Raw genomic sequence first — 15169 nt, forward strand, 5'->3', positions numbered from 1 at the left:
TCTACTATTTGTTTATATTCGATATTTTAGCTATACATCTCACCCATATCCGCGGCTTGTTAACTAACATTAGATACTATGAATAAAAAGCGTAGACCCACTCTTCAAGACGTTGCCGATCAAGTTGGGATCACCAAAATGACGGTGAGCCGCTATTTAAAAAATCCAACAAGAGTGGCGCAAAGCACTCAAGAAAAGATAGCTATCGCACTAGAAACCTTAGGTTATATTCCTAATCGCGCGCCGGAAATTTTGGCGCAAGCAACCAGCCGCGCCATTGGCGTGTTAGTGCCGTCGTTAACCAACCAAGTGTTTGCTGAAGTGCTGCGCGGTATCGAGAATGTGACTGGCAAACGCGGTTATCAAACCATGCTGGCTCACTACGGATATCAGGCCGAATTAGAAGAAGAGCGGGTGGCATCACTGCTTTCTTACAATATTGATGGCTTACTTTTATCCGAAAGTTACCACACGCCGCGTACCGTGCGAATGATTGAAACGGCGGGCATTCCGGTCATTGAAATGATGGATAGTGTGTCGCCTTCAATTCAACAGTGTGTGGGGTTCGATAACACAGCTGCCGCATACGAAATGGTTAAGGCCATGATTGCACAAGGCTATCGCCACATTGCTTACTTAGGCGCGCGCATGGATATTCGCACTCAGCTTAAGATGCGAGGCTACGAGTTAGCGATGCAGGAAGCCAAGCTCACACCTTTGGCGATGACCACCAATGAGGCCTCGTCGTTTTCCTTGGGTGCGTCGTTATTGCAGCAAACCTTAGCGAAATATCCCTATGTGGATAGCTTTTTCTGTACCAACGATGATTTAGCGGCGGGGGTGATATTTGAGTGCCAAAGACAAGGCATCAAGATCCCAGAACAAATAGGCGTTGCAGGGTTTCATGGCCATGATATAGGGCAATCCATGACGCCAAAATTGGCGAGCATTATTACCCCGAGAAAGGAGATCGGTCGAATTGCTGCCACTGAGCTATTAGATAGGTTAAATGGCAAAGAGATAGCAGAATCGGTTATCGATCTGGGCTATCGTATTGATTTAGGGGAAACATTGTAGACTTCCCCTCGATCTTTCGCTTAACGGCTAATGCCTAATGCCTAATGTTTTTGATCACTGGCTTGCGTTAGAGAAACGCTGAGATGATGACTGCAACTATGCCGCCCGTCGTGCCAATAATGGTTTCCATTACCGTCCAGGTTTGCAGCGTTTGTTTTTCTGACAATCCAAGAAAACGGTTGGCGAGCCAGAAGCCTGAGTCATTAACGTGCGAGAGCACAATCGAACCACCGCCAATGGCAATCGTAATCGCCGCCAATTGAGCACCATCTAAGTTCAATGGTTCAAGTATCGGGATGATAAGGCCGCAAGCCGTTAACATGGCCACGGTTGCCGACCCTTGGATCACGCGCACCGAAGCCGACAAAATAAATGCCAGTATCACAATCGGTAATCCCGAACCTGCCAGCATATTCCCTAACGCATCGCCGACACCCGAATCAATCAGTACTTGCTTGAACACTCCGCCAGCACCGGTGACGAGAATAATGACCCCCGCAGGTTGGAGCGCACTGCTACAGATTTCCATGATGCGGTCATTGGGAATGTTACGTCTCACGCCCAGCACATAAAATGCGATTAAACAGGCAAGCAGAATGGCGGTGAAAGGGTGACCTATCAAGGCGAGCCAATTATGCAGATCGGATTTTTCATCAATAAAGCGCGACACCACCGTCTTCAAACCGATAAGCAGCAGTGGAAAAATCACAATACTGATTGATAACGCGAATGAGGGGATAGGTCCGCCTTCTCGTTCGCCTTTCTCTTGCTGTTCGTGGGCTGGTAGCTCAACATGGACTTTTTGCGAGATGAGACTGGCAAAGAGAGGGCCGCCAAGAATCATCGCAGGAATCGATGCCAGCAGACCGAAGACTATCATGTAGCCAAAGTCGGCATTGAGCTGGGAAGCGACCAAAATAGGCCCAGGTGCAGGAATAAGAAACGCCTGACAGGTGGCAATACCCGCGAGCAACGAAATACCAATTTTAACCACGCTACCGCCCCCTTTACGAACCACGGCAAAGGCGATGCCAATCAGCAGCACCACAGCAACGTCGAAGAAGAGGGGGAGCGCACAGATAAAGCCAGTAAAGGTCATCGCCCAGTGGGCTTTGTCGTTACCAAATTTATTCAGCAGTGTATGGGCTATCTGATCGAGTGCGCCAGTTTCTTCCATGACGCGACCAAACATCGCCCCCAAAGCGACCACCACCGCCACAAAGCCCAGTGTTCCCCCCATACCTTGTTGAATAGTATTGGTGATATCGGCTGGGTTCATGCCAGAGAAAAGACCGGCAATGATCGACACAAGTATCAGCGATACCACTGCATGTAATCTCACTTTCATCACTAAGAACAGTAGCAGGGCGATTGAACCCAGCGCTGTCAGAATCAATGACATATCAGACATAAGAGGACTTTTCCTTGTTAGTTAAGTTGTCCACATTTTTGTAGGTTACCGGTAACATGTTACCCGTAATATGATAGAGTGGGAAGTGACTAAATTCGAGAATTGGCATGAGGTTAACAAAGTGACTGAGAGAAAAAAAGGCAATAGCTATGTGTTCATGGGCGTCTCTAGTTGTGGCAAATCTTCGATTGGTGCAGCGGTCGCAAAGGCGTTAGAGACGAAATTTATCGATGGTGATGACCTGCATCCTAGAGCCAATATTATCAAGATGAAATCTGGCTCACCGCTTAACGATAGCGATCGCTCTCCTTGGCTTGAGCGCATCAACGATGCTGTGTATAGCATTGAACAAAAAGGTGAACAGGGGGTGATTGTCTGCTCTGCGCTGCGTCGTCAGTATCGTGACTTAATCCGTCAGAACAACAGTAAGCTGGTGTTTATTCATCTATATGGTGATTTTGAATTAGTCAAAGAGCGCATGTTTGCCAGAAAAGCCCACTTCATGCCGATTGAGCTACTCAAGAGTCAGTTCGATACGCTGGAAATGCCCGCCACCGATGAAGCTGACGTTATCCAAGTGAGCATAGATGGCTCTTTCGAAGAAGTCGTGCAGCGCTGTATTCAGGCGATAAATGGCGAAGCATAAGCATAAGTCGGTCATGGGATCTTAACGCGAGGCTTGGCTGCTTTATCATGATGTTGCAGATTAGCCTTTAAAGCGAAGGGGGAGCTGAACGACAGTCGTCGGCATTAATAAGTGACGCTGAAGGTCGAAGCAAATCTGGATCTAGCCGCTCGACATTGAAAAAAACCACTCCAGAAACTGACTTGGAGTGGCGTAGAGATAATGGTAAGCCTGCGGTACCATCCAATGAGTGTTACGGCGAGCGTTTGTAGACGAAACGTGCGCCGCACCTCAGCCTCAAATAGGCTCACGCATATGAGCGATGACGCGAGCTGCCTATCCTGCTAAACATGATTTAACTCAACATGTGATTAGAACTGTCACTGAAGACTGTTACTCAAAATCGTCCTGCTTCATGCGACTAAGCAATGCCAAAGTAGAATGAGCGCTTTAGAAACCTTAGCTAACATCTCCTTTAGTCCTAAAAAAAGTAGTTGATCCCCACTGCGAAGCTGTTGTCTTCCTGTGCTTCGAGTGCAGGATCATCCATATCACTGAAATCTAGCTTCATCTCGGCAAACATCACAGTGTCGTTACTGTAGCGATAATGCAGCCCCAGCATGGCAAATTGGCGAGTCCATTGACCTTGAATAGGCGTAGCTACATCTGTGTCTAAATCTAAATAACTGAGTACAACCATAGGCACAAAACCGTTGTCGAATTGATAGGCCGTCATCAACTCTGCACCAGTGGCGTCGTAGAGATCGCCGTTGACCAGTTCATTGCTTTTGCTTTGATGAGCATTAAAACCCACATAGAGACCGCTGGCTTCGCGTCCTTCGGCATAGTGATAGTAGTCACCGTACATGGCACCAATGCCAATAATTTCATTGGTTTCGTCGACTTGAGTATTAGCTAGATGGCCTTCAAAATCACCGCGGTTAAAGCCTGCGAGCAGCTTGAATTTTTCGGTTGCTGAATAGATGATACTGGCACCGTAACTGCTGTCGAAACTCAGCTCAGAGTTATTCATCTCGCTGCCGTCATCATTTTTTAAGCTGACATCGCCATTGGTTTTGGCGGCATATTGCAGGGCAATTTGCACTGGGCCGACACTATTGCGGTAAATAAAGGCGGAGTCGGCACGGCCAGTGCCTGTGAGGCCGCCATCGCCAAAGGTGTAAGCGCCAACGCTGTAACCTGCGAAAACGTTAGGTAAATCTGTGGTGCCGGCGACATCGTAATAGGCGCCCCATTGTTTACCAAAGCTCAAACTCCCCCAGACATCGTGGGACATGCCGACATAACCTAAGCGGTTATAGAGAAAATCATCGGTCTTTTCGGCGGCGAGTTTGCCTCCTTGCATCACTAGACCATCGTCGCTGGAGACCATATTGATCCCCCATTCCGTGGTAGCAAAGGCGGTCCAGCCATTTCTTTCGCTGCGCTCGAAACTAAATCTGAGGCGAGAAGAATCGTCAATAACCGAGGTGTCGTGGCTGTCATTCAGGGCCGCGAACCCTAGCCAACCGGTTAAATCTAATGTGTTTTTTTGATCTTTATAAAGCTCAACCGCCTGACTGCTGGTGGCTGTTAATAGCATAGGTAACACTAAAGCAAGACAAGTCTTATTCATAAATCCCCCGATAATGAGCAAGTATTCTCCAGGGGATCATAGGCTTAGCCTATGATCCCTGAGTAACTGTTCTTTTAGATGCTGTTGTTAATCGTTTTGATAGTGCGTTAGCCGGATTTAGGCTGGACGTGTATCGTTAACCGTTGCTTTGTTGGAAATCACACCGAAGATAGTCCAACCGAAGAAGGTGGCAATGGCGCCGAGCATTACTGCGGTTTCGCCTGAGCTATACAGGGCATAGAAGCTATATAACGCACCGATTACGGCGATCACGTTGGCAACGCGGGCTTTATTGATAGGCACTTTTTGCTGTCTTTGCATTATGCCAAGCGCGGCCATAGATAAGATATAAGGCACAATGTTGGTGACAACGGCGAGGTTCACTAAGGCTTCGAATTGCTTACTTAGCGATGGACTAATAGTCATTAATGAAAGGACGGTTTGGATAGAAACAATAATTGTCATGCCCCAAATTGGCGCATCGGCTTTGCTGACTTTAGAGAAGATTTTAGGGAAGAATCCTTCATCGGCAGAGGCTTTAAACACTTGGGCAATAGTGAACTGCCAACCTAAAAGTGAGCCAGTACAAGAGATAATGGCACAGGCCATCACGATTTTACCGACCACAGGATTAAACATTTGCGCGAAGGCTAAACCGAAGGGCGCATTCGACATGGCAAGTTCAGCGTTTGGTACGATACCTGCAATCACGTTAGTAGAGACGATATAAATCACCGCCGCACCTAAGGTACCGCCCATCACAGCGATAGGGACGTTTTTCTCTGGATTATCGACGGCTTCTGAGTTGGCGCAGGCCGATTCTAGACCGAGGAACGCCCATAAAGTCATCGCGATAGAACCGCCTAACGCTTTGAAGAATGGCATATCATGCGGGTTCCATGCGCCTTTGTAGAGGTCGATGTCGAACCAGAACCAACCAATTAACGACACGCCAATCACGGGCAGAATGATCCCCCATACTGTCACGCTACTCACACGGCCCGTGATGCGAGCACCGCCAAAGTTGGCAACGGTTGCTAGCCAAAGTACGCCAATGGTCGCAAGACAAATTGCCATAGGGCTTAAGTTGACTTCGAGCAATACGGCGGCATAACCCACAGCCGAGATAGCAATCGCGACGTTGGCGATGAGCAGCGAGACGGCATAGGTATAGTTGGCCATAAAGTTGCCTGAGCGGCCGAAAGCATATTCAGCATATCCTCCCATACCGCCGGATTTCTTACTGAACATACCGCACTTGGCAAAAGCAAACGCGAGGGCTGTAGAACCCGCCGCTGTGACTAGCCAAGATAAAATTGAAATGGTACCGACTTGAGCGAGTTGGGTTGGCAGCATAATAATGCCTGAGCCCATCATGTTGACTATGGTGATAATCGTTAATTGGATTACACCAATTTTATTTGCTGATTTACTCATATTAATAACCTAATTTAGGTGACTTATTATAGGAGGTTTGAAATTGACTGCAGAGCGGGGTTAATTAACTCTGCAGTCAGTTTTCATTATTTATTTAATACATATCCCATAGCTTGAATTTTGCCGTCTGCGGTATTTTCAAGATAAACACCTTGCAGTTCTGGCGAGAATCCAGGTAATAGATTGATACCTTCTTCGAGAGCGAGGAAATAACGTTGCACCGAACCGCCCCAAATTTCACCCGGTACCATACACAGCACACCTGGTGGATAAGGAAGCGCGCCTTCTGCGGCAATTCTCCCCTCAATTTGCGACAGCGGAACGAGTTCGACTTTGCCACGAATAAATTCTAGATTTGCTTCCTGTGGGTCCATCACTTTGGTTGGGAAATGCGCTTTACGGAACATTTCTTTCTGCAGTTGTTTTACGTCATGACTGACATAAAGATTGTGCATTTCTTGGCAAAGTTGGCGGATGGTATAGTCTTGATAACGTGCTTTATTCGCGTTGTAGACGTTAGGTAATACTTCAGATAAAGGCGCATCTTCATCGACTAATTTCTCGAAACGAGATATTTGCGAGACTAGATGTTGCATCTTGGCCATATCTTCTGCAGGTGTCATCAGAAATAAAATTGAATTCAAGTCGCACTTCTCAGGAATAATATTATTTTCCCGTAAGAAGTTAGCCAAAATAGTGGCTGGAATACCGAATTCGGTATATTTACCGGTTTCTGCATCTATACCGGGTGTCGTTAATAGGAATTTACAAGGGTCAACAAAGTATTGGCCTTTTTCATAACCTTCGAAGGAGTGCCATTTCTGACCGGGTTCGAATTCGAAGAAACGTAAGTCATCAGCCATTTGTTCAGTTTCATAATCTTGCCATAGGCGACCATCTATCATAGTGGGCACAAATGGTTTGATATATTTACATTTTTTAAGCAGTAGCTTACGTGCTTCAATACCCGCTTTTACCGCTTCACGCCACAGATAACGACCACTCGCGCCTTCGTGCATTTTCGCGTTCACATCTAGCGCCGCAAATAATGGATAGAAGGGGCTAGTAGAGGCGTGCATCATAAAAGCGTTGTTGAAGCGTTTATGGTTACAATATCTATCTTGTCCTTTGATATGCTTGTCTTTTTTATGGATTTGCGATGTTTGCGAGAAACCCGCCTGTTGTTTATGCACCGACTGAGTCACGATAATACCGGGATCTTCGGCGGTCAGTTCGAGCAAGAGTGGCGAGCAGTCATTCATCATAGGGATGAACTGTTCATAACCGACCCAAGCCGAGTCGAATAAGACATAGTCACAAAGATGGCCAATACGGTCAATGACTTGACGAGCATTATAGATAGTGCCGTCATAGGTGCCGAGTTGGATAATCGCTAAACGGAAGGGGCGTTTTTCATCGGCTCTTTCTGGGGCGACTTCGCGAATTTGATCTCTTAAATAGGATTCTTGGAAGCAATGGGCATCGATACCGCCAATAAATCCGAAGGGGTTACGCGCGGTTTCTAAATAAATCGGCGTGGCACCTGCTTGAATTAACGCGCCATGGTGGTTTGATTTGTGGTTATTGCGGTCGAATAAAACGAGATCGCCCTTAGCTAATAGCGCATTAGTCGCCACTTTATTTGAGGATGAAGTCCCGTTAAGTACAAAATAGGTTTTATCGGCATTAAAGACTTTGGCTGCGTATTTTTGTGCATCGAGTGGTGCGCCTTCATGGATCAGTAAATCACCTAATTTCACGTCGGCATTACACATGTCGGCGCGGAAAATCGTTTCGCCAAAAAAGTCGAAGAATTGACGGCCCACAGGATGCTTACGGAAGAATTGTCCGCCCTGATGACCCGGGCAAGCAAAGGTGGAATTACCCATTTCAACGTACTTTTTCAAGGTGCCGAAGAAAGGCGGTAATAGTGCTTGTTCATATTTATTGACTGCCGTTTCAACCTGTTTTCCGTAGAAGTCAGTGTTATCGCCGCAGAGTTCAAATACCCCAGTAATCGATGAGCAAACATCGTCCGGGAAAGTTTCTTCACAGCAAACTGAAACGAATATCGGTAGTTTCAATCCGGTGTTTTTAATCTTTTCAACAATACCATTTCTAACATCATCAACAGAGACTACAGCCGCGCCCACATCACAAAAATCTGTGGTTAGTACATTGACGACTTCTCTGTCGATATCGAAACAAGATCTAACAGATAAGCTAGCGGCTACTTTTAATGATTTCATAGTTAATTTCCCTTTTACTTTTTAAAAAATAGATACAAGTGTGCCTATACCTAATTAAAAACATTAATGGCATGAAAATTAGATATAGCTATTCCGTGTGCAAATTAGATGTGGTTATGCCAATGTCGCGAAATAAATAAAACTAAAATATATTTATTTGGCGTACAAATAGCTTAGCCGCAGTAAAACTGCACTGATAAAAGAATGCTTTGATAGTGACGCAAGATAATAAACCAAAAAAAAGACAGTACATTAAGTGTTTGCAAAATTTAGAGCAATAGCACTTTAGACCTGTTTATTGGCCTACAACCTGCGCTGAGATTAGCGGAGGAAGATAAAGGAATGATCGAAATAGTCACGTTGACTAGGCATCATGATATGCCGCGTGCGCCGGATATGCGCCATTATTTTAGATTTCCTCTTCATATACGACTCCATTATGACTTAGAGAAAACAGTTAGGTTTTATTACGTAGTGAAGTTTATATGCGAGTTATAAATAAAATCATGACCTATGTCTTACTTTTTAATAATTGGCACTTAAATTTAACTTGTTTTATCAATATTAAATTGAGTCAATCATACTTAAGTATCTTTATCTAAATTATGAAAGTAAATATTGTCAGTGTTATTTAAATAATATTTTTTGCATAAATTTTCTTATTGCTTTTTTCTAATCTTAATTAACATGCTGTGGTAATAAGTATCTCGATTTATACCGCATACCACCCTTGCATTGTTATGCATAAATTCTCTTTACAAAATCACCTTCATGCTAAAAAATTGCAAAAATGACAGTTTTTTTCTCATATTTGAGCATTTCGGGCAGAAGGTTGCCGTTTTAGGGCAGATGTGAGCTTTGGGATTGACGTAGATTAGTCAGGTCGAAACATCAATGGGAGATAGACATGAATAAATGGTGGTTAGGGGCGAGTTTAGTATTGGGCTTATTTGGACAGGCACATGCTATGACGTTAACGAGCAAAGATATGAGCGAGGGCAATAAACTCACATCGCAATTAGTATTTAATGGTTTCGGTTGCCAAGGTGACAACATTTCGCCGCAACTGACTTGGACTGAAGTACCTGCGGGGACGAAAGCGTTTGCGGTGACGGCTTATGATCCTGATGCGCCAACGGGCAGCGGTTGGTGGCACTGGGCGGTATATAACTTACCCGTAGCGCAAACATCATTGGCGCAAGGCGCGGGCTCGCATGCTGATGCACTGCCCAAAGGCGCTATTGCTTTGAAGAACGACTTCGGCACCACTGACTTTGGTGGCGCTTGTCCGCCCGAAGGTCATGGCGTACACAGGTATGAATTCACTGTGTGGGCATTGCCCAGTGCATTAGATCTGCCAAAGGACGCTAGCCCTGCATTATTAGGCTTTATGCTCAGAGCACAAGCCTTAGGTAGCGCCAAGTTGACTGCGGTATATAACCGATAATCCATTGATAATTAGGCTGGTGTCATGATCCGTTTGTTTGAATATGATTCGAAGCAGGCACAATCTTTATCTCAAGTACCTGTGCACCAGCCGTCGATTATTCGGGTTATCCATGGGGAAAAGTCTTTACTCTGGCAAGATGAATCCGTTTTGGTGGGCCAAGGTCAGTTACTGTTAATTCCGGCGGGTTCGCATATCAGCTTTGTGAATCGGCCTTTTCTTGGGCGCTATCGGGCAGTGCAGTTATTGCTTCCCCACGATTTACCCCAAGGCATTTTATCGAGCACGGCCGATTGGCGCGATCCTATGCCAGTCCAAAACGTATCGCGCGCGGTGGACTTAGCTTGGAATGCGTTATTACAGAGTTTGAGCTTGTCTCTGGCTGATTCTGTTCAGCTGCATTATCTGGCTGCGTTACTGCTCAGTTTGCCTGATAAACGCAGTGTGAACTGGTTGTATGGCCACACGCAACGCAGCGTGACTCAAGCGGCCTTGGCTTTGATGAGCGTGAGTCCTTCGGCGCCATGGCAGCAGGAGGAGATTGCCGACAAGTTACACATGAGCACGGCCAGCCTTAGGCGTAAATTGGCGTTAGAAGACACCAGTTTTAGGCAGTTGTTAGTCGAAGTCCGGCTGAGCCATGGTTTGGCCATGCTGCAAAACTCGGGCGAGCCATTACTACAAGTGGCCTTAGCCTGTGGTTATCAATCGGCGGAAAAGTTTTCCTTACGTTTTAAGCAACAATTTGGCCTGACCCCTGCGGCTTATCGTCGTACACTGTGAGGAGGAATAGATTGATACTCAAACAATCTCAAGCTGCAGGAGCGATATAATGGCGGATGAGCAATTTACCGACAGCGGATTTTGGAACAAGGTTAAACTCTTTAGCCGTCAGGCGGGCAGGGAAGTGATCGAGCGTGCCCTGTGGCTTTATTATGCGGCGCAGCAGCCGAATACGCCTAAATGGGCCAAGTCTGTCATCTTCGGTGCCTTGGCGTATTTTATTTCTCCCTTAGATGCGATCCCCGATCTTACGCCTTTAGTGGGCTTTACCGATGACTTAGGGGCGCTTGCCGCCGCTTTGACTATGGTGACCTTATATATTGATGACGAAGTGAAATCCCTCGCGGCGGATAAACTGGCGCTCTGGTTTGGCGATAAACCTACGGAACCTAAGGCTTAAGCCTAATGGGCGCGACAAGACCTAAGTGATGCTAAATTGCGCTAAAAATATGATTTTATTAGGAGTCGTTGATTTGGTTTTTACTTAGATTTTCTGGGGTAAAAATATTTTTTTGCAAACGTTTCACTATTGCTTGATTGCGCTATATGCTAGCGCTGTTTTGTAAACCTCTTGTGTTTGTTTAGGCAGATAAATGAAAAATATTATGGTAGTGATCCTATGGCTTTTAGGTGTCTCTGCCGCTACCCCCGCGTTTGCCGATGAAGCCTCTCCGGAACAACTCGCCCGTCTTTACCTCGATTTTATGGCGCAGAATAGTCGCCAGAGCGAAGCTCTGTGGCCGGGTTTTCGCCTCGAAGATAAAGTGCACCTCTTTAGTTATGGCGGCAACGTTTGGCTACGTCAGCCTGGCGGTGAAATCATCCAAGATAACAGCGTCTTAGAGTCGGTTAACCTACAGTCTGGCTTGTCGATTAATTTCGGCTTCCCGCAATATCAAGGTCAACCTGGGGTGTTAATCCAACTCGAATCGCCAAACATCCAATTTAGCGCTGACACTAAGCCCACGGATTTAGCCTTTTTAATCTGGGCCAGTAATGGTCTGCATGAAGCTTTCCACTTTTATGCACAATCCGAATGGCGCGTGTTAGAAGAGGGGAGGCGTTACGAGGGCGAAGTGTTCCCGCTCAGCCTCGATGCCCGCTATTACCGTTTACAGTTATTTGATGCCTTAATGGCGGCGCTGGCACAGCCCGAACAGCAGTCATTACACTTGAGCCATGCGGCCTATTGGTTGCAGCAATGGCGTCAAATTGCGCCGAACGAGGATAGAGTCGGTTACATCAACGATCTCGTCGAGGGCAGCGCTAAGTATGTTGAATTGGCAGCTGGCGCACGTATCTTGAGCCAAAATCAAACCTTACTCGGTTATCAGCAAATATTGACCCAATATGTGCACGACTATTACCAGCAGAGAAAGATGTTGGGTGGTTGGACTGCGGAGGCGGAAAATATCGGTGCTCTGGCGGGCATATTGCTGGATAGCACTCAAGACGCTTACGTGTGGAAAGAGTCTGTTATGTCGGGCATGTTACCGCTAGATTTACTGTTAAATCGCGTGAAACCAGTGCCGCCGGTGGAAAGAAAAGACAATAAACAGAAGAAGCCGTTACAGCAAATGCTAGCGTATTATCCTGCCACTCAAGCGAAATTGTCGCAGCTATTATTGAATGCGCAAGACGTTAGAGTACCGTTATTGGTGATGCCGAGCGTGAGCGATAGCAGTAGTTTTATTGATGTGGGTGATGTGCGTTCTGGTTTTTATGTTGTGCCGTACCAAGATGAAATGACGCAAGCCTATCTAGGGATGAGCGCGCAATTTAGTAACTTGTCAGTGAGTGGCAGTCCATTACTCGATGTTCCTGTACAAAATTATTGTGAGGGCATTGAGGCTGCAACTCTGTTACCTTTGGCATTCCCCTTTCAGCGTGAGGGTCAGTATCTGGTATTCAATGAAGCAGAAGTCCATGGAACTATTAGGGTTTCTGCGAGTGTTGTTGATGGAAGAACCCTCTACTGTGCGATGAATTAATAATGAGAAAAAATCAGCTCGAATTTACCTACATGCGTGGCATTGCGATTATCTTTATCGTGCTTGGCCACAGTATTTACAACTCTGGAGAAGGTTTCCCGCTGCTGTTGGAAAACCTATTACGCGGTGGCACGGCTTTGTTCGTGTTTATCTCAGGGTACTTTTTCCATCGTATTTTTTATAAGGATTTCGACTACAGCAAGTTCATGAAGAACAAAGTACAGAACGTACTTTATCCTTTTTTAGTCGTCTCTTTGATCGGTTTATTCTGTTTGTGTTTGCGCTGGATTTTTATGGAGCACCAGTCGCTCGATAAACTCTTGCTGAGTATTTTTTATACGGTACGTAACGGTTATATCCTGTATCCGCATTGGTATATTCCATTCATTATGGCGGTATTTTTATTCTCGCCGATATTTTTATGGTTTATCCGTTGCTCACAGCAGATGCGCTGGACGCTATTTGTACTGAGTTGTGTGGTGGCTATTCTGCTGCATAGGCCCATAGGTAACGTCAATTTCATCCACTCAGTGGTGTATTTTATGCCTTTCTATTTGATTGGTATTTTATATTCACAAGATGAACATATTGTGACGCGCTTTGGGTCTATCTTTACTGCCCTCGCGATGATTTTTTTAGTGGTGAGCTTAGTCGAGCAAACTTACATAGTGCAGCATATTGGTAATTACCATAAGGCACCGTTTGAATATAACGGTATCGATTGGCAGTTTATTCAAAAACTCTGTTTATGTGTGTTAGTGCTGAACTTTTGCGAATGGTTGTCGGGGCGCAGTCGATTGCCTTGGTTAGTGGAAGTGGCTGAGATGAGTTTTGCAATTTTCTTTATTCATCCGCTGTTCGACATGATGTTTAACGCTACTGCGACCTTAATGCGTTACCGTTTACCGCCGGGATCTTGGGTCACTAGCGTGCTCTTCTCTGCGGGGATTTTTATCTTCCTGATGGTGGGAAGTATTATTACGGCTCGCTTTATCAAGAAGCGTCTCGGTAACCGTTCACGTACCTACATCGGCTGGTAATCACTTGGCTTATCATCACTAACACTAGGTGAAATTCAGTTTGAATTTATTTCCTAGTGTTAGGGTGTTTTTCATCTAAAAATGGAGAACAAGATGAAATCTAAAATTGCCCTACAGAGCCTTGTGCTCACCAGTTTGTCCTCGATTGCTTTATCATCCATAGCGGCTCAAGCTGAGCCCTTATACACTGAAACGCAGCATACTTTCTTTGCGCAAATTGCCGCCCATTGTGGCCAAGCTTTTGCGGGGAAAGTGGTTTCAGGTGACACTGCGGACTCGGCCTTTAGCGGTAAGTCTTTAATTATGCACGTGCGTGAATGTAGCGACACTGAGCTTAAGATCCCGTTCCATGTCGGTGATGACCATTCACGTACTTGGGTGCTGACTAAAACGCAGCAAAGACTTAAGTTGAAACACGACCATCGCCATCAAGATGGCAGTGAAGATGCTGTAACTATGTATGGCGGCGATACCATGAATGATGGGACAGTGTTGAAACAATCGTTCCCCATTGATCGGGAATCTATCGATAACTTCGTTAAGAATGGGCTAACCCAGTCGATCACGAATGTGTGGCACATGGAAATTACGCCAACAACGTTTAGCTATCAACTTACGCGCGAAAACCGCGATTTCAAAGTCGATTTTGATCTCACTCAACCCGTCGCATTACCGCCAAAACCTTGGGGGCATGAGTAGTGTCGCGCGCACTTTTGAACCATAGGTTAGAGCATATCTAACAAAACGGCGAGCACTGAGGCTCGCCGTTTGATTTAACCGTTTAATGACTCGCATTAGTTAGCTTTAGGTTCGAAGCTAAAGGCTTGACCCGCAAGTGCTGCTTCAAACATCAAGCCGCCTTTTGCTGCGGTAAATACCGCCATACCGTTAATGTAAGAGCCGCTTGCTGAGCTATTACCACCCGATTGGCCTGCGCCTGCGGAGTTGCCCGTGGTTCCCGCTTGAGCACTTGCACCCATGTTGATGGCAACCGCCGAGGCTTGGGCATCAAACTCGAAACTGCCGCTTGTGAAGGCTTCATAGGCTTTAGCATCTTTAAAGAAGATGATCTCGCTGTAGGCTTGTCCACCTAATTGAAAACCGATGGATAATTGAGTCAGGCTCGAATCACCCATATAAACACCGCCTTGATAGACTCGGCCCTTGCCATAGGCTGCGCCAATGCCTATGCCGCCTTTACCCACAGTCGGGAATAACGCATAGCCATAGGCTGTGTCGAAAAACTTACTGGTTTCTTTCGCTTTTTGGAAATTGACTACCGCCTGATCATAGCTTTCATCCGCATGTGCAGTGGGCGCCGCAAATAGGCTCACGATAAGGCATGTTGATGCCGCAATGGCAGTTAAAAATGATTTCATGGTAACGCCTCTTCAAGTCTTCAGTTGCTCCAGACTAGCCTTTATCGACACAAATGACAGCCCAAAGTGACTCCTGTGTCAGCTTAGGTTCAGT

General features: G+C 46.0%; 14 protein-coding genes. 8 read left to right on the forward strand and 6 right to left on the reverse strand.

Features of this window, described 5'->3' with window-relative positions; genetic code table 11:
- The first annotated feature begins 78 nt into the window (after window positions 1-78).
- The gene (gntR, locus tag Q4Q52_RS11945) at window positions 79-1077 is read left to right on the forward strand and encodes a gluconate operon transcriptional repressor GntR (protein WP_012197748.1); all 999 of its coding nucleotides are present in this window, start codon (window positions 79-81) and stop codon (window positions 1075-1077) included.
- Window positions 1078-1144: 67 nt separating this feature from the next.
- Here gntR and gntU read toward each other — a convergent pair whose 3' ends face one another.
- Window positions 1145-2488 (reverse strand): gluconate transporter, encoded by a 1344-nt coding sequence (gntU, locus tag Q4Q52_RS11950; protein WP_006083518.1) that lies wholly within the window; start codon window positions 2486-2488, stop codon window positions 1145-1147.
- 70 nt (window positions 2489-2558) lie between these two features.
- On the opposite strand from gntU, the gene Q4Q52_RS11955 reads away from it, so the two are divergent.
- Window positions 2559-3134, forward strand: a complete 576-nt coding sequence (locus Q4Q52_RS11955) for a gluconokinase (protein ID WP_409373423.1) — start codon at window positions 2559-2561, stop codon at window positions 3132-3134.
- 460 nt (window positions 3135-3594) lie between these two features.
- On the opposite strand, the gene Q4Q52_RS11960 is transcribed toward Q4Q52_RS11955, so the two are convergent.
- The 4 genes from Q4Q52_RS11960 to speFL all read right to left on the reverse strand — a co-directional run bounded on the left by Q4Q52_RS11960 (window position 3595) and on the right by speFL (window position 8873).
- On the reverse strand, window positions 3595-4749 hold the full coding sequence (locus Q4Q52_RS11960) for a porin (RefSeq protein WP_311990704.1): 1155 nt from the start codon (window positions 4747-4749) through the stop codon (window positions 3595-3597).
- Window positions 4750-4866: 117 nt separating this feature from the next.
- Window positions 4867-6186 (reverse strand): putrescine-ornithine antiporter, encoded by a 1320-nt coding sequence (gene potE, locus Q4Q52_RS11965; protein ID WP_311990705.1) that lies wholly within the window; start codon window positions 6184-6186, stop codon window positions 4867-4869.
- An 86-nt stretch (window positions 6187-6272) separates the two neighbouring features.
- Window positions 6273-8435, reverse strand: coding sequence for an ornithine decarboxylase SpeF (gene speF, locus Q4Q52_RS11970; protein WP_106649128.1), 2163 nt, complete (start codon window positions 8433-8435; stop codon window positions 6273-6275).
- Between the two features lie 321 nt (window positions 8436-8756).
- Entirely contained in the window at window positions 8757-8873 is a 117-nt protein-coding gene (speFL, locus tag Q4Q52_RS22225) for a leader peptide SpeFL (RefSeq protein ID WP_100199882.1), read from the reverse strand.
- Window positions 8874-9342: 469 nt separating this feature from the next.
- Between speFL and Q4Q52_RS11975 the strand changes: the two genes are divergently transcribed.
- The 6 genes from Q4Q52_RS11975 (at window position 9343) to Q4Q52_RS12000 (ending at window position 14395) form a co-directional block, all read left to right on the forward strand.
- A complete protein-coding gene (locus tag Q4Q52_RS11975) occupies window positions 9343-9882 on the forward strand; it encodes a YbhB/YbcL family Raf kinase inhibitor-like protein (RefSeq protein ID WP_311988570.1) in 540 nt (179 codons plus the stop codon).
- A 24-nt stretch (window positions 9883-9906) separates the two neighbouring features.
- Window positions 9907-10665 carry an AraC family transcriptional regulator gene (locus tag Q4Q52_RS11980; RefSeq protein ID WP_006083510.1) on the forward strand — a complete coding sequence of 253 codons (759 nt, stop codon included), beginning with the start codon at window positions 9907-9909 and terminating at the stop codon, window positions 10663-10665.
- Window positions 10666-10714: 49 nt separating this feature from the next.
- On the forward strand, window positions 10715-11065 hold the full coding sequence (locus Q4Q52_RS11985) for a YkvA family protein (protein WP_261273303.1): 351 nt from the start codon (window positions 10715-10717) through the stop codon (window positions 11063-11065).
- A 193-nt stretch (window positions 11066-11258) separates the two neighbouring features.
- Complete coding sequence (locus Q4Q52_RS11990) at window positions 11259-12656, forward strand: hypothetical protein (protein ID WP_311990706.1); 1398 nt, start codon at window positions 11259-11261, stop codon at window positions 12654-12656.
- 2 nt (window positions 12657-12658) lie between these two features.
- The gene (locus tag Q4Q52_RS11995; protein ID WP_220591351.1) at window positions 12659-13696 is read left to right on the forward strand and encodes an acyltransferase; all 1038 of its coding nucleotides are present in this window, start codon (window positions 12659-12661) and stop codon (window positions 13694-13696) included.
- Window positions 13697-13789: 93 nt separating this feature from the next.
- On the forward strand, window positions 13790-14395 hold the full coding sequence (locus Q4Q52_RS12000; protein ID WP_311990707.1) for a hypothetical protein: 606 nt from the start codon (window positions 13790-13792) through the stop codon (window positions 14393-14395).
- A gap of 95 nt (window positions 14396-14490) precedes the next feature.
- On the opposite strand, the gene Q4Q52_RS12005 is transcribed toward Q4Q52_RS12000, so the two are convergent.
- Window positions 14491-15075: a YSC84-related protein gene (locus Q4Q52_RS12005; protein WP_311990708.1), complete on the reverse strand. Its 585-nt coding sequence runs from the start codon at window positions 15073-15075 to the stop codon at window positions 14491-14493.
- Window positions 15076-15169 lie beyond the last annotated feature (94 nt).

Source organism: Shewanella sp. SP1S2-4 (assembly GCF_031932075.1).
Lineage (GTDB): Bacteria > Pseudomonadota > Gammaproteobacteria > Enterobacterales > Shewanellaceae > Shewanella > Shewanella baltica.